This window comes from Legionellales bacterium (assembly GCA_026125385.1).
GTDB lineage: Bacteria > Pseudomonadota > Gammaproteobacteria > JAHCLG01 > JAHCLG01 > JAHCLG01.
The window spans coordinates 20,087-41,565 of the sequence record JAHCLG010000021.1 but is presented as its reverse complement, the minus strand read 5'-3'; the positions used below and the strand labels follow the sequence as shown (position 1 = coordinate 41,565).

The window sequence follows — 21,479 nt, the reverse complement described above, 5'->3', positions numbered from 1 at the left end:
GGATTGTAGCGCAGCGAAATTCCAGGCTACGCTACTACGCATAAATCTAACCTGAGTTGAACAACGTGCAATTCAGGATCGGTGTTTTTAACAAGCTTGGGATCCTGGATCTTCGCTGCGCTACGTTCCAGGCTACGGCTGCGCTGCGTTCCAGGCTACATTACTATTTTTCCTTATTTTTTTTCGGGGCGATTAAATCGGTAATCGTGCCTTCAAACATTTCAGTGGCCAGCATCACGGTTTCTGATAACGTAGGATGCGGATGAGAGGTTAAGGCGATATCTTCGGCATCGCAGCCCATTTCAATGGCCAGGGCAACTTCGGCGATTAATTCTCCGGCATTGGGTCCCACAATTCCTGCACCAATCACACGATGATTTTCATCAAAAATTAATTTGGTCATGCCTTCGCTGCGGCCAATGCCCAGTGAGCGCCCACTTGCGGCCCAAGGAAATACGCCTTTATCGTAAGTGATGCCTTGTTCTTTTGCTTCACGTTCAGTCACACCCACCCAGGCAATTTCTGGATCGGTATAGGCAACCGATGGGATCACTTTGACATCGTTAAAATGTTTTTTACCTGCAATCACTTCTGCGGCTAAACGTCCTTCAGGAACCGCTTTGTGTGCAAGCATAGGATTGCCACAAATATCTCCAATGGCAAAAATATGCGGGATATTGGTGCGTTGTTGTTTATCAACGGCAATAAATCCGCGCTCATCGACGTTCACTCCGGCTTTAGCGGCAGCGATTAAATCGCCGTTAGGACGACGGCCCACTGCGGATAAAATGCGATCGTAACGTTGAGGTTTTTCTGGTGCTTGTTTGCCTTCAAAGGTGACCCATAGTCCATCTTTTTTCGCTTCCACTTTGGTAACTTTGGTTTCTAACATAATTTTTTGATAACGATTTTCCAGCCATTTATGCAAAGGTTTGACGACATCGGCATCGGCTGCGGCAATTAATTGCGGAAGCATTTCAACGATACTAATTTTGGAACCTAATGCGTGATAAACACACGACATTTCTAAACCAATAATTCCACCCCCTAAAATTAACATGTCACCTTGTGTATCCGCTAATTCTAAAGCACCAGTGGAATCGATAATGCGGGGATCGTCTGGTAAAAAGGGTAATTTCACTACACGAGAACCCGCGGCAATAATCATATTGTCAAATTGCACTAGGGTTTTTTCGCCATTTTTATTGGTGACTTCTATTTCATGCGCTGAAATAAATTGCCCCACGCCTTGCACCACCGTCACTTTGCGTTGCTTGGCCATCATAGTTAAGCCACCGGTTAATTTTTTAATAACACCGGCTTTAAATGCACGTAATTTTTCAAGATTAATTTTGGGTTGGCCAAACTCAATGCCGTGCGCCGACATTTCCGCGGCTTCATCTAATACTTTTGCAGCATGTAATAAGGCTTTGGATGGAATACAACCCACATTTAAACACACACCACCCAATTCATTATAACGTTCGATTAAGACAACTTGTTTGCCTAAATCAGCCGCGCGAAAAGCAGCGCTGTATCCGCCTGGACCACTGCCTAATACGGCAACTTCAGCTTTAATTATGTTACTCATGGTTTCCCCTTATAATAGTAATTCGCGAATATCGTTTAAATATTCGTTTAATAGTTTGGTAAATCGCGCTGCTTCTGCGCCATCGATGACACGATGATCGTAAGATAACGCATAAGGCATGATTAAACGTGGAAGAAATTCTCCGTCAGTAAAGACCGGTTGAATTTTGGAGCGTGAAATTCCTAAAATCGCCACTTCCGGTGAATTCACAATCGGAGTGAAGCCGGTGCCGCTAATCCCACCTAAACTGGAAATGGTAAAGCTACCACCTTGCATGTCTTTCGGCATTAATTTTTTATCGCGCGCTTTTTGGCTGATTTCCGCTAATTCAATCGCTAATTGAAAAATAGTTTTTTGATCGACATTGCGTACCACAGGTACTACTAAACCATTGGGTGTATCCACCGCAATGCCTAAATGAAAATAATTTTTTATAATTAAATTTTCAGCACTGGCATCGAGTGAGCTATTAAACGTTGGAAAGGCTTGTAAACATTTTACCACAGCAGTCATGATAAAAATTAAGGGTGTTAATTTCGCACCCTGCATGCGTTTATCGTCTTTATGGGCTTGGCGAAACTGTTCAAGTTCGGTGATGTCGACTTCATCGAATTGGGTGACGTGTGGAATGCTTATCCAACTCCTGTGAACATTTTCACCCGTTAATCGTTTTATTTTATTTAACGGTAAAGTATTTATCTCACCAAATTGCGAAAAATCAATGGCGGGTGCCGGTTTAAATCCGAATCCTGTACCCGTTTGATTCCGCTGTTGCAACGCGTTTTTCACAAAGGTTTGCACATCTTCTTTGAGAATGCGATGTTTACGGCCACTGCCGGTTACTAAGTTTAAATCGACACCAAATTCACGCGCAATTCTTCTAACGCTTGGGCTTGCATAAACCTTGGCATTGGTTTTAATAATTTCACTGTGATCAATAACGGCTGCAAGTTTAGAAACCGTAGTATTATTCGCTGATGTTTGGATAATTTCAGGTGGGTTCGATGATGTAGCAGTCTCGGTGGTCATCGTTAAAATTGCATCACCTTGCGAAACTTTATCGCCGACTTTAATTAATAAGTGAGTAATTTTACCGCTACACGGTGCGGGAATATCCATTGACGCTTTTTCAGATTCTAAGGTAATTAATGGATCGTCAAGAGCAACTTCATCGCCGACGTTCACTAATATTTCAATCACTTCAACGTTTTTAGCATCACCAATATCGGGCACATTCACGGTTTGCTGTGTTGTATTTCCCTTGGTTTTTGCAGTATTTGCGGGTGCATCAACTTTTTTTTCAGCGGTAGGTGTTGAAGGAACTTCGGCATTTTCATCACTCACGTCTAACGTTAATATCAATTTTCCTTGTGACACTTTATCGCCAACGTTGACATGAATATCATGAACATTGCCTGCTTGAGGTGACGGAATTTCCATGGTCGCTTTATCGCTTTCCAATGTAATTAATGGCTCTTCTTTTTTAATCGCCTGTCCTTTACTGACGAGAATTTCGATCACATCGACATTTTCTGCGCCACCAATATCAGGGATGAAAATTTCTTTTAATGTAGACAATGATTTTCTCCTCTGAAATTAATGATCAACGGGATTGGGTTTTTCAGGATCGATGCCAAATTTTTTCATGGCATCCGTGACCATCGATGCCGGAATGGCGAGTTGATCGCTGAGCGCTTTCAGCGCTGCAACAACAATAAATTTGCAATCCACTTCAAAATGATGGCGTAAGGCTTCGCGCGTATCGGAACGTCCAAAACCATCGGTGCCTAAACAATAAAATGGTGCGGGTACAAATTCACGAATTTGATCGGCATAGAGTTTCATATAGTCGGTGGCAGCAATCACGGGACCTGTTTGTTGTTTTAAACAGTCGGTGACGTAAGGAATTTTAGGTTTGGCCTCAGGATGCAATAAATTATAACGTTGTATTGCTAAGCCTTCACGACGTAATTCATTAAAACTCGTCACACTCCAAACATCGGCGGTTACATTGTAGTCGGAAGCTAAGACTTCTTGTGCTTTTAATACTTCTAACAAAATTGTACCACAACCTAATAATTGCACATGATGTTGATTTTTTTGTGCGGCTGGTTTTAATAAATACAGGCCTTTTAAAATGGCTTCTTCGACATTTTCAGGCATTGCGGGATGAGTATAATTTTCATTCATCAAGGTAATATAATAAAAAATATTTTCTTGCTCTTGATACATGCGGCGCAAACCATCTTGAATGATCACGGCTAATTCATAGGCGTAAGTCGGATCGTAGGCCACACAATTGGGAATGGTTGAGGCTAAAATATGACTATGCCCATCTTGATGTTGCAAACCTTCTCCCGCGAGTGTGGTACGACCTGCGGTAGCGCCCAATAAAAATCCTCGTGCACTGGAATCGCCGGCGGCCCATGCTAAATCGCCAATACGTTGAAAACCAAACATGGAATAATAAATATAAAAAGGAATCATCGGATAATCGCTGACGCTATATGAAGTGGCAGCAGCAATCCACGAAGAAAATGCACCCGCTTCGTTAATTCCTTCTTCTAAAATTTGACCTTTTTTATCTTCACGATAATACATAACCTGATCGCGATCGACTGGGGTATATAATTGTCCCACTTGCGAATAAATCCCTAATTGGCGAAACATGCCTTCCATCCCAAAAGTGCGACATTCATCGGGAACAATCGGCACCACGCGCTCACCCAATTCTTTATCTTTAATGATGGTATTTAAAATTCTCACAAATGCCATGGTGGTGGAAATTTCTCGATCGCCACTGCTTTCGTAATAGCTGTTAAATGCACTGCGATCGGGTACGTTAAGGCTTTGACTGGAACGATGACGACGCGCGGGTAAAAATCCTCCCAGCGCTTGTCGTTTGTTTTTTAAGAATTGAATTTCTTCACTCGTATCGGCCGGGCGATAAAAAGGAATTTTTTCAATCTCGTCGTCGCTAATGGGAATGTCAAAGCGATCGCGAAATTGTTTTAACTGTTCGATATTCATTTTTTTCTGTTGATGAGTGATGTTTAATCCTTCACCGGCTGAACCCATGCCGTAACCTTTTACGGTTTTCGCTAAAATTACAGTGGGTTTATTTTTAGTGTTCACCGCTTGGTGATAGGCCGCATAGACTTTTTGTGGATCATGACCACCGCGATTTAAACGCCAAATTTCCTCATCCGATAAATGCGCGACCATTGCTTTTAATTCAGGATATTTTCCAAAAAAATGTTCGCGAACATACGCGCCATCGTGCGCTTTATAATTTTGATAATCGCCATCAACGGCTTCTTCCATGCGTTTTAACAGCAAACCGTTTTTATCGCGCGCAAATAACTCATCCCAGCGACTGCCCCAAATGACTTTTAAAACTTGCCATCCAGCCCCGCTAAATACGCCTTCTAATTCTTGAATAATGCTACTATTACCGCGCACAGGACCATCGAGGCGTTGCAAATTGCAATTAATCACGAAAATTAAATTATCTAAATTTTCCCGTGAAGCCAGCGCAATTGCCCCCAACGATTCCGGTTCATCCATCTCGCCATCGCCGCAAAATACCCAGACTTTACGCTGGGAGGTATCGACTAAACCGCGATGATGTAAATATTTTAAAAATCGCGCTTGATAAATCGCTTGCAGGGGCCCAAGTCCCATGGAAACGGTAGGAAATTGCCAAAAATCTCGCATCAGCCACGGGTGAGGATAAGAAGATAAACCGTCTTTTTCGACTTCTTGGCGAAAATTATCGAGTTGGGCAGCACTTAATCGGCCTTCCAAAAAGGCTCGCGCATAGATTCCAGGGGCACTATGGCCTTGAATATAAATTAAATCACCGCCGTGATCCGTATTGGCCGCGTGAAAAAAATAATTAAAACCAATGTCATATAACGTGGCAGCTGAGGCATAACTAGCAATGTGACCGCCAACACCGGGTGCTTTTTTACCGGCACGCAAAACCATGGCCAGGGCATTCCAACGGATTAAATTACTCACACGCTTGGCGACACTGCCCTCGTTGGGAAGCGGTTGCTCTTGGTTTGGAGAGATAGTATTGAGATAACGCGTGGTCGCTTTAAAAGGAATTTCAGCACCAGCGGCACGCGCGTGCTGTAACAGTTGATTCAGCAAAAAATGGGTACGTTCCACACCTTCGGCGCGTAATACGTCGTCTAAAGCTGCTAACCATTCTGCAGTTTCCTGGGGATCGATATCGTTGACGTTTGCCACGGACAAGTTACCTCTAGCACACTGTGTTTTAATTGATGAGGATTATACTCATTCCGCCGCAAAATGCGAAATTGCATTTGTAGGCGCCATTAAAGCTAGCAGTGCATCTTTTATGCGGGCTATGCTATACTATCTCTAATCAAGGTAATAGAAACGAGTCCTATTAAAATGAAAAAAATTGTCATTCTGAGTGTATTGTTCGTGGGTTTATTTTTTTCATCCGCATTTGCCAGCCAACTGGTATGTGATAGCGCAGGTAATTGCCAATGCCCTCAAACGTACAATGCCTCCTCCAATCCCCTTATCGGCACTTCAATTTTTGTTAACGAAGATGTTACCCAGCAGTTACCCTCGGTCTTAACATGTATCTACAAAGATGATACCTCTTTTTCAGTCGACGCATCTGTACCATTACCCTGGATAGCAAACTCACCAAACTATTATTCCGAAAAAATAGGAGCCACGTCAGTATGTCATGGCGGTGAGGATACAAAGGATGCTGCCACCATTGCAGAACGTTGCAGCGCTCATGTATTTCATTTACAACACTCACCATAAATTTTATTATTCGACAAATAAAAAATTCATTTAAAAGGGTGATGCTTATCGTTAAGTTTTCTCATTAGCCAATTTAAAATTTTTATGACTCTTTATCGTTTTATGCTTAAGTCGCAGCGCGTAAGAGTATTGACAAATATGCGCCATTCAATTAGGATGCGAAAATTCGATATTCTACTAAAATAATAAGAAGGTAAAAGAAATGTTTACAAATAGTAGTTCAACTACCTCAAGCACCAATACTCAAAAATCAAGCGTAACTATAACCTCTATTTCAAGCATACATGCTCAAGATTCAAGTGAAACCGTAAACCCCACTTCTCACAAAAAGCAAAAGTTAATTGAAAAACTAAAGAAAGAACCTAGTATAACTATTCAGGTTCCCCCAACTTCAGCATCATCATTATCATTTACGAATATCATTACTAAAGATCCTATTTCAGAATTAAATACCTTGAATCCAGAGCAGATTGATATCTTCGATACCCATTATCAAGAGATAATGTCTTATTATAAAATACCTCATGCTAACCTTTCGAAAATTATTGATCTCTTCTATATTGAACAACAAAAACTAATAAAAAAACTTTTAGGTATAGGTAGTAATGATCATCCAACACCCAATACTTTATCTAGTTCTGTTAATACACCAGATGATAACAAGATCGCCAAATTAGCGAAAATCCTAACAGCGGGTCAGGTCGAAGAAATAGCAAAATTATTAGCGAGATGTGATTTATATAAAAATAAAGCTTACTTAACCCAAACTGAACAAGAAGCGGTAAATAAAAGCTTCGCAGAATATATCAAAAACTATCTTTTTATGCTTGATGAAGAAGATATTAAATTTCTTCGAGATATTAAACCTATATTACCGTTTCTTGTTAGCAATAATCAATATGGTTCATTAGATGCGTTATTGAAATTAGATCCTCATTCGAAAAGATTACTAGCCGATCCCAAAGCTCTTAATGGCATTAACCAAATTGATTTACACAGTAAGGTAACTCTAAAAATTTCTGATTTATTGACTTCCTCGCTTCTTAAAACTAAAGCAGAAGTTATATTCTTTTTAAGCTATTTTAACAACATCGTATCCTTATGTTCTAATCAAGAGATATCCAAATATACCCCAGTTAAACAAAACATAACGTTAAATGATATATTAGCATTAAAACCTACTGTAAGATGGGTAGTAGTTTTAAGCGCGAATCCCTTTGGCAATTTAATGATGAATAGGGGTTTACCTTTTTTTACCGACTTTGCAAACAGACCTTGGCAAGAAGATGAAGATGATACTTTATTTGATTATAATACTTGGTTTTCCAATCCTGATATTACAAAGAAGGTTGTTACAAAAAGTAACCCCAATACAGCGTCTCGACTTTACCATATTCTACAAAAAGTAAGCGAGTGGACAACTTTTGGAGAGCTATTTAAGTTTGATACGCTAATGAGTGCAGGCGCGGATGAGTTTAATGATCTTATAGTAACTTTAGATCTCGTTTGGGAAAAGTTATTTGCTGATAAAAAACAGGATTCCCAAAATTCTGGGCCAGAAGATCACCATTCCGAAAATGATAACAGTAAGCCTAACATGATTATTTCGACTCTCATAATGCAATATCGACGCTATAAAGAATCAGGAGATGTACCAGATCCTAAAAAGTTAGGATCTATGAGTCGATCCCTCCTCCGACATATAAGAAAGAAAAAAATTGATACAAACGATTTTGGAATCGAAAGCGTAGGAGATGAAGAAGCTAATGCAAAATTTATTGACACAGATTCCATCATTAACAAAGCGAGCGGCGACAAACCCAATCCAAAACGCTCTATAGCTTCCACGCAAGCAGATAACATGTCAAATAATGACCACAATACAACATGCAATACCTCTAATGAAACACCCACAAGATTAATTAAACGCCCTAAAACGGAAATCTCAACTTTCTCCGAGCAAACTACTTATAACCACGATGACCACCGCAGTAATGACTCTAGCTCCAGTATTAGTAGTCGCTCTAAGGCAGATTTAAGCAGTACTAACCACCCTAAAGGGTCTTCTTCAGTTACAACAATTAACTTATCGAACAACAGCTCGAGTTCAAGTAGCGAGATCATGTCTAATTTATCGTGTAACGCAACAAGAGTGAGTACCTCTTCTTCCGCATCGTCTATTGTTAGTACGAAGCAGACCTCAAATCTACCTTATCAGGTCAAAATGACCAACGCTACATCAGTCAGCTCAAGCTCTAGTTCAAGTAGCAGTAGCTCTAACTCGAGCACAAGCAGTGCTAACCACCCTAAAGGGTCTTCTTCAGTTACGACAATTAGCTTATCGAACAACAGCTCGAGTTCAACTAGCGAGATCATGTCTAATTTATCGAGTAACGCAACAAGAGCAAATACCTCTTCTGCCTTCAGGCAGCATTGGCCGAGCATTAAGAGTAATAATACCTCTTCTTCCATATCGTCCATTATTAGTACTGCGACTGCGACTCCTACCGCACAAATTTTACAATTGAGTCGCCCTGTTACTAATAACCCAGCAGTCGCTAGTACAATGCAAGTTGATCAAGCACCGCAAACTGGTAGGGATAGCGATGTTGAAATGCAACCTGGGAAAAACACTCCTCGCAACACAATATAAGCTAAAATCCAAGTTGCATGAATACAGGAGTTTCGCACTTGCGCGAAACTCCTGGAGTAATTAAATCGGCTAACAGAATGGTTACCTCATCACCATCAGTTAAAAATTTTTTAGACTACCCCTCTCTCGAAGCATCACTCACCATCGCGCAGAGTTGTTTAATCCCCTGAATCAAACGAGGGCCTGGGCGTTCGATTAAATCGGCATTGAGGGTAAATAAGTGGTGGTGTTTGACCGCTGCCATCGTTGTAAATAAACGCCAGGTTTTTTGCCAATTGGGATCGTCTGAGCTTGCAATAATAATTTGTGGATTGCGTGCCAATACCGCTTCTGGTGTAGTTTGAAAGGTGGCAAGAGATTCGTCTGCAAAAATATTTTTTCCTCCGCATAATTCAATCGCTTGATTAATATAATGTGGATGACCTATCGTGATTAAAGGTTGATGCCAAATTTCAAAAAATACGCGCAGCGGATGAGATGAGTGATACATTTTTTTTAAATCGCTTAGCTGCTGATTAAATTGTTTTGTCAAGGTATTGGCCAAGCTCTCATGTCCGGTTAATTTGCCCAGGTTTTGCAAGGTATGAGCAATTTCATTTAATTGTTGTGGATTATTTTCATAAACAGCGATCCCCATTTTTTTTAATTGTTGAATTTCATCGCGCGGATTGCCGGAATGCCAAGCTAAAATTAAATCGGGATGTAGGGCGAGAATGCGTTCTAAATCTAAACCGTGATCGCTGCCAATCACCGGAAGTTTTTGCGCGGCCGGGGGAAAATTGCTGTAAGTACTCACCGCAATTAATTGTTGACCTGCCTTGAGCGCATAAATCATTTCTGTTAAATGCGGAGCAAGACTCACGATGCGAGTGGCAGGTTTTGCGATAGTAACAATATTACCAACATCATCGCGGACGATAATGTTGGCATAAACTGGGTTTAAAATAAAAATAATCCCTGCGATAATCAGCTTGAATAAATTATTTATAAAATTATTTATAATTAGAGTAACCATCCAAAAAATATAATTAAAGCGTAAACAATCACCCACAACCAAATACTGCGTTGTATTAATTCAATCGCAGCAACATTTTCAGCCAATCCCGATTTGGCGCGTTTAGACGCGGCAATTGCACCGATACCACAGGCTTTTAATAATTCGTAGCTGCTGTGCAAATTACCCCATGCAAATTCGCGCCAGGCATTAAAGCCGCGCACAAAATCGCCTGCGCAAGCGTAGGCAAGTCCTACTAAGCGGGCGGGGATAAAATCCATTAACGTTTGCACGCATTGAGTGACAGCTGCATATAAACCGTAATCACTACTTTCGCGCTGAGCAATATTTTTAAAAATCACGGTAAAACGATAGAGTACTGCACCTACTACCCCTAAAATGCTATACCAAAATAATACGGCAAAAATTCGTTGATTCGCTTGTATGAATAAATGATGAGATAATTCGCGGTTGGCAGTTAATTCATCTGCGTTAATTGGTGCTTCGATCATCGTTTGTAAATGTTGATTGGCAGCAACGTTATCGCCACGTTCATAGGCTTCTTTATATAAGCCAAATTGTAGTAATAAATCGCGAGGCCCAAGACAATAAATTAAAATGGCAATATTAAATAATAATCCGACCAAACCCCAAATCCATTCACAAAAAAGCCAATTAAAAAATAAGGTGAGCAGTAAAATAGGCAGCATAAAGGCAATGTAACCCGACCATTCGCGCCATTTAGAAATTCGCTTAACCCAAGGTTGCAATAAATTTAAATAACTCTCAAACCAAAAATAACAGCGAAATTGGGGATTAAATCCCACGGCATATTCAAACATCAATGTTATAATGACAACAAATAATGTAAACATGGTAAGTCCTTGTGTATGATGCGGATGGTTAATCCACCTTGGTTCAGGTAATTATAGCGCACTGTGTTAGGTTTTTGATAAACCATTTTTAAAACGTTCCCAATCGAAATGAGGACCTGGGTCGGTTTTACGATTTGGTGCAATATCGCAATGCCCCACAATCCTATCATGCGTAATCGCCGGATAATTCGCAAGTAAACAATTAACCACGGCTTGCAATTGCGTATATTGTATAGCGGTATAAGGTTGCTGATCACTGCCTTCAAGCTCAATGCCAATCGAAAAATCATTACAATTTTCTCTACCGGCAAAACTTGATTGACCCGCATGCCAGGCACGTTTATCCAAAGGTACAAATTGTTGACATGTGCCATCGCGATAGATCACCACATGCGCTGAGACTTGTATTCCGCTGAGCGTTTGAAAATAAGGATGTAATGTGGTGTTTAATTGATTTAAGAAAAAGGCTTCAATAAAATTACCGCCAAATTGATCGGGCGGCAAAGAAATCGCGTGAATAACAATTAGATCGATAGTGGTATTGGCTGGGCGCTCGTTAAAATTCGGTGAAGGAATAAAGGGCATGGCAGTAAAATAATGCTGTTGAATTTTCATCTTTAATCTCGCCGTAATTTATCGGATAAAGCAATGGGCGTTGGATAACGAAAAATCACCACGTACGAAGATACAATAAAGGTTACTATGGTGGCGGCCTGAATTAAATAGGCCGCAGGTGATGCAATTAACTGTTTTCCTGAAAAAGTATTTAATGCCAAGTAGGTAATCAATAATGAAAATTCACTCAACTGTCCTAAGCGAAAAGCAATTTCTGTGGCAATGTGTTGCACTTCTCCGACACGAATTAATAAAAAACGAAATACCCAGGGTTTAGCAATTAGCATCGCGGCTGCCAACACACACGCGGGAATTATCACTTGTGGAAAATAATGAATATTAAAACTTGCCCCAATGGCAAAGAAAAACATAATTAAAAAGAAATCGCGTAAGGGTTTCAAACTTTCTGCAATATAAATAGAGACCGGATTAGTAGCTAAAGAAACGCCTGCAATAAAAGCGCCAATTTCAGCCGACAAACCCAGCTCATCAGCTAAAATTCCCATACTTAAGCACCAAGCAATCGAAATTAAAAAAATATATTCTTGAATGCGATCGAAACGACGAATTAAGCGTAATAAAAAAAAACGGGTTCCTAAAAAAGCAATTCCCAATAATAAGGGTAAGGCAAACAACATTTTGATAAATTCAACCAGATGAAAACCTCCACTCTCCAAACCGTGCAGAATCAATAACACGATGATGGCAATAATATCTTGCATTAGTAAAATACTGATCATCACCTCCCCAGTATGCTGGTGATGCAAAATGGTGGTGGGTAATAATTTAATCCCAATAATGGTGGAGGAGAACATCATCGCCGCGCCAACTAGCAGCGATTCATTCCAGGTGTAGCCAAATAATCGGCTGAGTAAAAAGCCTATAAATAAAAATATTAGTGAGCTGATTAAAGTAATTATCGTGGTTTTTTGTAACATTTTAAATAAATTACTGGGTTTTAAACTGAGTCCCATTAAAAAGAGTAAAAATATAATTCCGACATTGCCGACTTGCGACACTAACATTGAATCTGAAAACCAGTTTAACCCCCACGGACCCAGCATAGCGCCCAATAACATATAAGCGACCAATAAAGATTGACGAGTGTAGAGCACGATTGTTGCAATTACCGCAGCGCCAGCAAAAATTAAAAATAGGGCAAAAATAATAGGGTCGTGAGTCATAGATGTTTTATTTTCCTCGTAGCTGATTGAATAAAAATTTAAAAAAATAATGTGCCCTATCGCCCAAGCTCCAAAGTTTTTGCATTGGCCAAAAATGATCGGCATCAACGCGATATAATAAATTATTTTTATTGATCCAATTATAATTTAACGCTGACCCTACCCGCATAATATAGCGATACTGCTGCTTAACTTCAGCATGAACCAACTTATTCATTTGGCCATAGGGATAAATAAAGGTATCGATGGTTTGATTTAATTGATTTTCTAACACATATTTAGAGTGATTAATTTCTTGAAATAAATCCACATCCTGTGCCGTTAATGTGGGATGATGAAACGAATGCGAAGCGACTTTTACCCACTCCGTGCCAGCCATTTCTCGTAATTCTTGCCATGTACAAAAGGGTGCAGCGTTAGCATAAATGGAGGGGTTAAAAGCATCTTGTGGAGAAATGGCTAATCTTGATTGACTAGGCTGTGAGGTGGTTTCCACAATATAGTATACCGGTACGCCCAGCACTGCTGGAATCGATAATTCTCGTAATAAGGGGAAAACCACATGATAAAAATCAGCGTAGGCATCGTCAAACGTTAAACACACTGATAATCGCCGTGGATGCAGCGGATCGCCTGGAGAAATCAGTGGATAATGCCGAGCTAAATAGCGTAGATGATCGGAAAATTTTTCCACGTCATTGGGAATGCCAGTATTGGAAATACGATGATACATTAAAATTAATAACACACTTGAAACGCCCGCAGTCATCATTCAAGGCTTATTCTACTGAAGTCAATGCCTCACATCTAGAGTTGTCGACAGTTTTTGCTCGACAATCTTGACTCGCCTTGTCGATTAATGCACACTCCAAGCTTCATTTAATTTTCTGAACGCGTTAAGGTAAAGCGCGAAAACAACCAGTGAGATGAGATTTTTGCAAACGGATAAGCTTTTAACTAACCCACAGTTTAATTACTCAGGATGGCGTTATGCTGCCGATTATCTTAGTAAACTCGCCGCCATCGCCACGCTACTTTTTTTACCCATCAACGTTCTTGCCATGAATGTATGTTTAGTGACAGCTGTGCTATTGTCGATAATTGCTGGAAATTTATATGAAAAATTTAATCGCGTCATTAAAAATCCTATTACCATTGCTGTGCTTATGTATTTTCTATTGATTAGCGTGAGCGCGCTTTATAGCCAAGGTAGGGCGATAGACATTGGCCAAGGATTACATCGCTATGCAAAATTACTGTTTATTCCCTTACTGATGCCATTATTTAGTGAGGCAGAATGGCGAAATCGTGGGATTAATTTATTTCTTATCGCTATGTTAATCACCTTAATTTTATCGTATGCAAAATGGCTTGGTATCCTCCACAGCGATCCCAGTGTGGATGACGGGACTATTTTTAAAAATCATATTGAAACTAGCTTTTTAATGTCGTTTGCCGCTTATATTATTGCACTCAGAGTGTTTGCCAAGCATGGGTGGCGCTTATTGATATATGTATTATTATTAGCCCTGATTATCTTTCAAATTTATTTTATTAATTCTGGAAGAACAGGCTATTTAATTTCTGCCGCATTACTCATCTTATTGTCATGGCAAAAATGGCATTGGCGTGGCATTATCACAACTTTAATTATTATCCCTTTGGGTTTTTTAGCTTGTTATCATTATTCAAGTATTTTTAAAAACGAAATTCGAGCAGCGTCGGAAAATGTCGATCAATACAAAGTTCATCAACTCGATAATAATTCCTTGGGTTTGCGCTTAACGTTTCTGACGAATAGCCTGCAACTCATCAAAGAATATCCGATTCTTGGCAGTGGGGTGGGTAGTTTCTATTTGCGTTACAATAAAAAAGTTGAACATACACCTAATTTTCCCGATGGTTTAAACGATCCACATAACGAATATTTAATCACCCTATTCCAATTTGGCGTAGTCGGACTCGGATTACTGTTATTTTTATTTTGGCAAATTTGGCGTTATAGTCATGGTTTAGGCAAGGAGTTAACACCACTCGCCCAGGCCATGCTCATAGCCTTCGCGGTGGGTGCAACCTGCGATAGCTTTTTATTTTTATCGACGACGGGCTATTTTTTGGTGATATTCACGAGTTTATTTTTTGCAGCGCTGCCGCAGAATATACCCCGCGCCAATGAAAATGCGGGATAAAAAGATTACGAAAAGATCACGAGCGGTATATTCTTTTAAAGATGAGTGGCACTTCAAGATGCTCACCTCATGTTAAGTGCGTCAGGTATAATCGTGTTGATGGTTTTACTCACGCTTAGAGCCTGGATAAAATCTCCTTGCTAAAAACTCGCAATTTTTTGATATAAATTAGTGCCTGAATTTTGCAGCGCATTTTTAAACGATAAGGCTTGTTCACCCTGATTTTTTCCTAAGCTCTGCAAGGTATTTTGTAACTGTTGTAATTGATTTAATTCCACTGAGCTTAATTTATCTAGCCCCATAATGGCTTGCCGCTGTTGCACTAAACTTTGTAAATGGTTAGCCGCTTCGGGATTGAACCCCGCCACTTCAAACTGTTGTGTGATGTGATCGATTTCGCTATTCACTGCCTGAAGTTGGTGTTTGCTTGCTTCATCCAACTTATCCAATTTCAAAATAGCATGAATTTTTTTCTCAATATCTTGAATGGCATCGCTGGCTTTTTCTGATAATTCTAAGGCTTTTTTGCTGATATCAACATGCTGATTGCTAGTGCTAATACTCGATTGCAAGGCTTGCTGTTGTTGCGGTGTGGGTTGATTATACGATTGAAATAACGACACAATTTTTGGAAAAAACGCTAAACCCGCGGTTGCGATCATAGTTATACTCCCTGTAACACTGCTAAGCATTCTTTGTTATTACCATCTATTAATTTTGCAGATAATATATGCAATTTCAATAGATTTAGAGCAAGCTCTATAACTAAGTAAAGCATACTCTGCCCATTTAGCAAGAAACCATACTGATGTCTCAACAAACAACGTTACACACCCTTGCAAGCAGCTTTTTTGGGACGCAGTGATCGTGTAATTCATTTGTCTCTAACAACATCAGCATGGAATTCGGAAAAGTTGTGCTAGACGTTTAGTGCTCGTGCTCCAGCGCCTGGGTGATGGAAGGATTATTACAAAATACCGAACAATACAATGATAATAATTTTTGGTAAGTGGCATTATGAGGTTGTTTGATACTGCCATTCATTAAACGACTGATCGAGGCTTTTGAAATGCAAAGCTCATTGGCCAACCGACTCATGCTATATTGACGCAAGCTTAAGAGTTCCGCTATCAGAACTTGCGGACTGGTTGGAATCACTTTATTCATGATAGGTTGATTTATCTTCATCTTACTTTTCCCCCAACTGATTTCAATAACATAAATTTCTATAATTCACTGCTGGGTTTGAAGTTAACACATAAATATTAATACGTCAAAGAATATTTATGCGTTTAAAGAATTAATTTTGTATGTTGATTAAAATTAAACGTTTTATTTTGAATAAATGATGTTTACTTACATAATATAAATGATATAATGGCGTAAATTAATCACACACAGAGAGAACGTTATGACTACACAAAACACATCCAATTTAAGCACTGTGCTCAGAGCATTAATGAAAAGCCGCCGCTTATCCGAATCTGAACTGTCGCGTCAAACGGGCATTGGCCAACCCGTTATTCACCGCATGGTCTCTGGCGAAACCAGCAATCCTAAAATTGAAACCCTCCGCCCCGTCGCACTTTATTTTAATCTTTCTATTAATCAACTTATCGGTGATGAACCATTACCCAAGGGTTTAGTCGAAGGCTCCTATGCTCAAACCGTTCGCGCCTGGGTGCAAGTCCCTTTGCTGAACTGGGAGCAAGCTGCGCAATGGCCTAAAGTAGCCGACGAAGAAATCACCCAACATGTCCCCACCGATTTAAGCGTGAGCGATAATGCATTTGCCTTAGTCGTTAAAGATTCCACCATGTTGCCACGTTTTCCAGAAGGTACGCTGATTGTTATCGATCCGGCTTATAAACCTAAAGATCGCGACTACGCCGTGGTTCATATCGAAGGCCACAAACAAGCCACTTTCAAACAAATTTTAATCGATGGTGAAGATACTTATCTTAAGCCATTAAATAGCGATTTTTCAGTGACATTACTCGATAAAAAATACCGCGATTTAGGCGTTATGGTGCAAGCCCGCATCGATTATTTACCCACACAAACTCACGCGGTTAATTCGCATTAAGAAGATCTCAAGTCTGGATCGGAGCGCTAAGGTAGCCTGGAACGAAGCGCAGCGGAGATCCAGGATCGGAGTTTTAAAGAAGCTCTGGATCCTGGATCTTCGCTGCGCTTCGTTCCAGGCTACGGCTCGCTCCGTTCCAGGCGACGCTCCGTTCCAGGCTACGGCTGCGCTCCAACCCCGCCACATAAGAGCCACTTATGGCCTCGATAAGAAAGGGTAATTTCACAACACAAGGTCTTTAGTGTACATTAAGTACTAAGTATCAATACTGTTTAGCTCCTCCGCCAGCAGTTAACGATTAAATCGGGAATTGAATCATGTCAGAAAATACAAACTCTACAACAATACAAAATAATGAAAAAGAAAACAATAATCGGTTTTTTCGCGCACTGGCCTGGTTGTGGATGAAATTTACAACCAATATGGAAATAGTATTATCGACCATTTTCACCGCGATTTTCACCAAATTTCTATTTGAAGGAATAAAGAAATCTCTCTTTGATAAATACGAATACGATTTAGATACTTTTCATCATGGCTTGATTGGTAAAGGTTTCTTTCTCACCGCGGGTATTATTGAAGTTGCGATCCTGGCCATTGAAATGCGCTATTTTTACTTGAAAAAAAATAAAAACCTAGGTGCTGTTTTAGGCTTAACCGCTGCCGTTTTAAAATTTGGCTTTATCGCCGGGGCTATTGGCATTTCATTTGTAGCATTATCACCATTAACACCTATCTTTTTTATGACCGCATTATGTATTGATGCTGCGCGTAATATTTTCATGATGTTTTCCAATCTATACCGTTATTGGCGCGCACCTAAAGGTTCGAAGTTAGAAGCTTTTTATAAAGAACGCACGCTCGAAAAAACCAAGCAATCCCTAGTATTAACGGTAGCTGTGCTTGGAGTAGGTTTACTGATGATAAACCCCGTGACTGGCCCTGCGGCATTAATCGTGCTTTCAACAGTGAGTATTATCACGTTTGTGGTAATGGGTGTGATAGTGCCATTGTGGAGGAAATATAGGAAATATAAGGAGGAGAAGGTAAAAAATGCTGCAATTAAACCATTAACACCGGGTAATAATTTAAGCGAAAATTCTCCAGCTCAATCTCCAAAAGACACTTTGGTAAATCAGGTCACTCAAGATCATATTATGCAGAATCAAAATGCAAATGTATCAATAGAAGAAGATCGTAAAAGAGAGCATGAGAATAACGTACACAATAGCATGAATCATCATGCCAGTGATTTTCGATATGAAAAAAAGTTTGTATTGCGAGATGTGTTGTTGTCCTTGTGGAGAAAATTTACGTGTAAGAAGGATGTGGATGTAGATAATCATAGTTCAGATAATCCAGCTAGTTTATCTCCTTCATCTAGTCCATCTACTTCAGCTAGCTCACCTACTTCAGCTAGCTCACCTACTTCAGCTAGCTCATCTACTTCAGCTAGTTCAGCTAGTTCAGCTAGTTCAGCTAGTTCAGCGGATCAACAAAATCCACAAGCTCCAGCTAAACTCTCGTGTTTTAAGCGTTATTTTCAAGTTCCTAGTCTAACTAAAGGAACTACTTTAAAACAGGATAGCTTAAAAAATGATTTGATCACTAAAATCAATAATGATATGGAAAAATTGCAACCTTATGTTAATGATAAGACTACAACTCCAACGTTTTTTAATGAAAAGGAAAAACGTAGAAATAAACATAGCTTTTTACGCAGGTTAAAAAAAGTTTTGGTAAATGATGATGGTATTCTGCCTAATGCAAATATGAGTCGTAGTGAATTATCAGCAATATTAGCTGAAATTGAAAATAACAATATTCCTAGCAACACCTTCCAATCTTTCTTCCGCAACATCAGCCAAGTACAAACGCGATTATACGAAGTGGCGGCATATGTGGATAAATTCTGTCATGATGATGCAGCGCCTGCTAATGAGAATGACTCAAATACCAACAAAACAGACACCTTCCTCCAACGTTTAAACAACATTTTTGGTGAAGAACGCGAGTTAACCGATTACTTCTCAGAAGAATTCCAATTGCACCGCACAACACCTGCGGCTGCTGCTTAATTTGTGACTGGAAGGATTTAAGTGGGTTTAACTCTTGACTAAAAAAATTGTTTTTTGCTCTGTTTTTCTTATTTGAAAGCAGCCGATTAAAATCGTTGAGGCTGCTCCCGACAATCGTGCCTGAAATCCTTTGCCACTTAGTGTACTGATGAGATTTTATCGCCACTCACTGACTACTCATTTAAAAAACTTCATTAACGACAGGCAAATACGTTTCCAGATAACATTATCAAAGAGGAAAAGTTGCCTTAGCTTTAGCTCGACCACAAAGCCTAAAATCCAATTAAAGATAACGATCGCAAAGAGAGAATAAGGTACTTACTGTGGGTAGGCTTTTGCTTTCCTCGCGCGCAAGGTAAGCCCAAAAGAAAATTGCCGAACATTTTTTACAATATTCGGCAATCGATGTACTAGTGACTAACTTACTACGATTAAGCAGTGTTCAGTCTTAAGCAGCTTTACGTGGGCGACCACGTCCTTTTCCAGCCGCTTTTTTTACACCTGCTTTCTTAGCCACTTTTTTAACGGCAGTTTTTTTGCCAGCGGCTTTTTTAACGCCTGGTTTTCTACCACGAGTTGCTTTTTTAGCAACTTTGGTTTTACCACTCGTTTTTTTCGCAGCTTTAGAAGTTTCTTTGCTTTCTAAAGTGGTGACTTGCTTTTCAGCAGCATCCAACTTTTGCTTAAGCTTTTTCACTCTTTGCTTTGCAGCTAATAGTGCCTTTGACATGTCAATTTCTCCTGAATATTAATTTAGCATTTTGATTATATCAGATAATTTATAAATTAGAAAAAATATTTTTAAATTTTATTTATTTTTGCTGTTTTTTCTGTTAAAGGCACTTTTAGAATCTAAAATTTAGAAAATTGACTACTTTATTTGTAAGAAATTAACCATGATCGATAAAATCGATCTATAAAAATTTAAAATCCTGTGCAGACGAGAATAAAAATATCATGATTTTTCCTCTAAAAAAATCTAAGCGCAAAACAATTCGATGATAAGTGATATACCGAGGTAAAGAATCGAAATAATGTAGCATGAAGACAAGCTTTCGTAGCTTGCGCTAGATAAAAAAGGCAACATTAAAGCGCGAAGAATAGCACTTAAAAATTTCTGCGTTCAAAATGCATGTAATCTTTAACGTTTTTCCAATCCCCGCCCCATTGCCAACCGTGTCGCGAAAAAATTGCATATACTAAACTATTTTTATTAATCATCCCTGGCCGTAATGATTGACGATCGCGATAAGCATCAGACCCTTGAGGGATCACGGAATTTTTTGCAACATAGGGATTTTGCCAGGGATTTAAATCAATCGCGATACCATAACTGTGTAAAGAATATTGTTTACCGTTACTCACCATTTTTCGACAATTAAATCCCGTGGTATTGATTTTTTCTAATTGTAGACGCTCTTTTCCTTGGTAGTCTTCAATTAATTGCATACTCTCAATGGGAAAATGTTGCAGATATAACTCGCGAAATATAGCGAGAACTTGTGGGGCTAAATGGTGATTAATAATTAATGTGCCCTCATGCGACTGCTTATCAAATCCCCAATAACTCAAGCGTAATAAGCTTAATTGATTAATATTTAATGGACAACCTGGGTGCCAGGTACTGCCAATCATTTGTTGTTTAATCTGGGGCGGGATTGGCATTGCTACAAAAGTTGCAGCCAAGGTGTTGAGCGTAAAAAAAAGCATGGCAGCCGCTAAAAAACCTGCAAAATTATCCGCATTCCTGAACATGATAACACCTAGAAAAAAGTGAAAGAGATGGAATTACTAAGATTATCATAAATAATATTGCATTGCCCACGGCGTTAAATAAACGGCAATGATGCCTGCCACAAATCCCGCCACATGACCTTCCCAGGATTCACCTTTACCCGCGGGCAATAAATACGCTAATAAACTACCGAAATAAAAAATACTGACAAAACCTAATAAAATAGTCACTATGGTACTTTGATGAATAGCGTTCATTAATAAATATCCCCAATAACCCATCACTAAAGCACTGGCGCCGACATGCAACGCTTTTCTACCGACAAGCCAGACCATAAATCCACTGCAAAAAATAATGATCAGACTTACGACGATAAATGATGTTACTCCACTCAAGAGAACTAGGTTTGCTAACACAAATAAGGGAATCGAATTAAAAAAGATATGATTAAAATTAGCGTGTAGAAAAGGTGCAAAAATAATTCCGATTAAACCCACAATATGACGCGGATAAATTCCTAAAATTGTCAGTCGATAACCCAAGGCGAAATTAATAAGATGCATACCCCACATTAATGCCAGTAAATTTAAAGTGATCGGTAAATGAATTTGGATGTCGGTAACTAATTGGTTGGCTTGTTGAAATACGTCTGTTAACATAATAA

At 39.5% G+C, this 21,479-nt stretch carries 18 protein-coding genes; 5 read left to right on the top strand and 13 right to left on the bottom strand.

The window, feature by feature from the left end; translation table 11 throughout:
* Positions 1-163: 163 nt before the first annotated feature.
* The 3 genes from lpdA to aceE are packed head-to-tail and all read right to left on the bottom strand — an operon-like array spanning position 164 to position 5,854.
* Entirely contained in the window at positions 164-1,591 is a 1,428-nt protein-coding gene (gene lpdA, locus KIT27_08730) for a dihydrolipoyl dehydrogenase (protein ID MCW5589730.1), read from the bottom strand.
* 9 nt (positions 1,592-1,600) lie between these two features.
* Positions 1,601-3,169: a dihydrolipoyllysine-residue acetyltransferase gene (locus tag KIT27_08725; protein ID MCW5589729.1), complete on the bottom strand. Its 1,569-nt coding sequence runs from the start codon at positions 3,167-3,169 to the stop codon at positions 1,601-1,603.
* An 18-nt stretch (positions 3,170-3,187) separates the two neighbouring features.
* Positions 3,188-5,854 (bottom strand): pyruvate dehydrogenase (acetyl-transferring), homodimeric type, encoded by a 2,667-nt coding sequence (gene aceE / locus KIT27_08720; GenBank protein ID MCW5589728.1) that lies wholly within the window; start codon positions 5,852-5,854, stop codon positions 3,188-3,190.
* Between the two features lie 162 nt (positions 5,855-6,016).
* Here aceE and KIT27_08715 point away from each other — a divergent pair, with 162 nt between their 5' ends.
* Positions 6,017-6,406, top strand: a complete 390-nt coding sequence (locus KIT27_08715; protein ID MCW5589727.1) for a hypothetical protein — start codon at positions 6,017-6,019, stop codon at positions 6,404-6,406.
* 202 nt (positions 6,407-6,608) lie between these two features.
* Positions 6,609-9,059: a hypothetical protein gene (locus KIT27_08710; protein ID MCW5589726.1), complete on the top strand. Its 2,451-nt coding sequence runs from the start codon at positions 6,609-6,611 to the stop codon at positions 9,057-9,059.
* A gap of 115 nt (positions 9,060-9,174) precedes the next feature.
* Here KIT27_08710 and KIT27_08705 read toward each other — a convergent pair whose 3' ends face one another.
* From KIT27_08705 to KIT27_08685, 5 genes are all read right to left on the bottom strand, one after another.
* Positions 9,175-10,074: a cobalamin-binding protein gene (locus KIT27_08705; protein MCW5589725.1), complete on the bottom strand. Its 900-nt coding sequence runs from the start codon at positions 10,072-10,074 to the stop codon at positions 9,175-9,177.
* Positions 10,062-10,928, bottom strand: coding sequence for a regulatory signaling modulator protein AmpE (gene ampE, locus KIT27_08700; protein ID MCW5589724.1), 867 nt, complete (start codon positions 10,926-10,928; stop codon positions 10,062-10,064). The genes KIT27_08705 and ampE overlap by 13 nt, the downstream gene beginning before the upstream one ends.
* 66 nt (positions 10,929-10,994) lie before the next feature.
* A complete protein-coding gene (ampD, locus tag KIT27_08695; GenBank protein MCW5589723.1) occupies positions 10,995-11,543 on the bottom strand; it encodes a 1,6-anhydro-N-acetylmuramyl-L-alanine amidase AmpD in 549 nt (182 codons plus the stop codon).
* 2 nt (positions 11,544-11,545) lie between these two features.
* Positions 11,546-12,727 (bottom strand): cation:proton antiporter, encoded by a 1,182-nt coding sequence (locus tag KIT27_08690; GenBank protein MCW5589722.1) that lies wholly within the window; start codon positions 12,725-12,727, stop codon positions 11,546-11,548.
* A gap of 7 nt (positions 12,728-12,734) precedes the next feature.
* Complete coding sequence (locus KIT27_08685; GenBank protein ID MCW5589721.1) at positions 12,735-13,499, bottom strand: polysaccharide deacetylase family protein; 765 nt, start codon at positions 13,497-13,499, stop codon at positions 12,735-12,737.
* Positions 13,500-13,662: 163 nt separating this feature from the next.
* Here KIT27_08685 and KIT27_08680 point away from each other — a divergent pair, with 163 nt between their 5' ends.
* Positions 13,663-14,916: an O-antigen ligase family protein gene (locus KIT27_08680; GenBank protein MCW5589720.1), complete on the top strand. Its 1,254-nt coding sequence runs from the start codon at positions 13,663-13,665 to the stop codon at positions 14,914-14,916.
* Positions 14,917-15,056: 140 nt separating this feature from the next.
* Here the strand turns inward: KIT27_08680 and KIT27_08675 are convergent, their stop codons facing one another.
* Positions 15,057-15,578, bottom strand: coding sequence for a hypothetical protein (locus KIT27_08675; protein MCW5589719.1), 522 nt, complete (start codon positions 15,576-15,578; stop codon positions 15,057-15,059).
* Positions 15,579-15,843: 265 nt separating this feature from the next.
* Entirely contained in the window at positions 15,844-16,104 is a 261-nt protein-coding gene (locus KIT27_08670; GenBank protein ID MCW5589718.1) for a helix-turn-helix transcriptional regulator, read from the bottom strand.
* Positions 16,105-16,327: 223 nt separating this feature from the next.
* Between KIT27_08670 and KIT27_08665 the strand changes: the two genes are divergently transcribed.
* Both KIT27_08665 and KIT27_08660 read left to right on the top strand, forming a co-directional pair.
* The gene (locus tag KIT27_08665) at positions 16,328-17,002 is read left to right on the top strand and encodes a helix-turn-helix domain-containing protein (GenBank protein ID MCW5589717.1); all 675 of its coding nucleotides are present in this window, start codon (positions 16,328-16,330) and stop codon (positions 17,000-17,002) included.
* A gap of 317 nt (positions 17,003-17,319) precedes the next feature.
* Positions 17,320-19,080 (top strand): hypothetical protein, encoded by a 1,761-nt coding sequence (locus KIT27_08660; GenBank protein ID MCW5589716.1) that lies wholly within the window; start codon positions 17,320-17,322, stop codon positions 19,078-19,080.
* 448 nt (positions 19,081-19,528) lie between these two features.
* Here KIT27_08660 and KIT27_08655 read toward each other — a convergent pair whose 3' ends face one another.
* The 3 genes from KIT27_08655 to KIT27_08645 all read right to left on the bottom strand — a co-directional run bounded on the left by KIT27_08655 (position 19,529) and on the right by KIT27_08645 (position 21,474).
* On the bottom strand, positions 19,529-19,810 hold the full coding sequence (locus KIT27_08655) for a hypothetical protein (GenBank protein ID MCW5589715.1): 282 nt from the start codon (positions 19,808-19,810) through the stop codon (positions 19,529-19,531).
* Between the two features lie 377 nt (positions 19,811-20,187).
* Positions 20,188-20,835 carry a M15 family metallopeptidase gene (locus tag KIT27_08650; GenBank protein ID MCW5589714.1) on the bottom strand — a complete coding sequence of 216 codons (648 nt, stop codon included), beginning with the start codon at positions 20,833-20,835 and terminating at the stop codon, positions 20,188-20,190.
* A gap of 45 nt (positions 20,836-20,880) precedes the next feature.
* Positions 20,881-21,474, bottom strand: coding sequence for a rhomboid family intramembrane serine protease (locus tag KIT27_08645; protein ID MCW5589713.1), 594 nt, complete (start codon positions 21,472-21,474; stop codon positions 20,881-20,883).
* Between the last annotated feature and the right edge of the window lie 5 nt (positions 21,475-21,479).

Coding starts and splice junctions, on each gene's coding strand:
- KIT27_08670 (MCW5589718.1), bottom strand. CDS start 16,104: ATGAAGATAAATCAACCTATCATGAATAAAGTGATTCCAACCAGTCCG.
- KIT27_08690 (MCW5589722.1), bottom strand. CDS start 12,727: ATGACTCACGACCCTATTATTTTTGCCCTATTTTTAATTTTTGCTGGC.
- KIT27_08715 (MCW5589727.1), top strand. CDS start 6,017: ATGAAAAAAATTGTCATTCTGAGTGTATTGTTCGTGGGTTTATTTTTT.
- lpdA (MCW5589730.1), bottom strand. CDS start 1,591: ATGAGTAACATAATTAAAGCTGAAGTTGCCGTATTAGGCAGTGGTCCA.
- KIT27_08660 (MCW5589716.1), top strand. CDS start 17,320: ATGTCAGAAAATACAAACTCTACAACAATACAAAATAATGAAAAAGAA.
- KIT27_08705 (MCW5589725.1), bottom strand. CDS start 10,074: ATGGTTACTCTAATTATAAATAATTTTATAAATAATTTATTCAAGCTG.
- KIT27_08650 (MCW5589714.1), bottom strand. CDS start 20,835: ATGTTCAGGAATGCGGATAATTTTGCAGGTTTTTTAGCGGCTGCCATG.
- ampE (MCW5589724.1), bottom strand. CDS start 10,928: ATGTTTACATTATTTGTTGTCATTATAACATTGATGTTTGAATATGCC.
- KIT27_08710 (MCW5589726.1), top strand. CDS start 6,609: ATGTTTACAAATAGTAGTTCAACTACCTCAAGCACCAATACTCAAAAA.
- KIT27_08655 (MCW5589715.1), bottom strand. CDS start 19,810: ATGTCAAAGGCACTATTAGCTGCAAAGCAAAGAGTGAAAAAGCTTAAG.
- KIT27_08665 (MCW5589717.1), top strand. CDS start 16,328: ATGACTACACAAAACACATCCAATTTAAGCACTGTGCTCAGAGCATTA.
- KIT27_08645 (MCW5589713.1), bottom strand. CDS start 21,474: ATGTTAACAGACGTATTTCAACAAGCCAACCAATTAGTTACCGACATC.
- ampD (MCW5589723.1), bottom strand. CDS start 11,543: ATGAAAATTCAACAGCATTATTTTACTGCCATGCCCTTTATTCCTTCA.
- KIT27_08685 (MCW5589721.1), bottom strand. CDS start 13,499: ATGATGACTGCGGGCGTTTCAAGTGTGTTATTAATTTTAATGTATCAT.
- KIT27_08675 (MCW5589719.1), bottom strand. CDS start 15,578: ATGATCGCAACCGCGGGTTTAGCGTTTTTTCCAAAAATTGTGTCGTTA.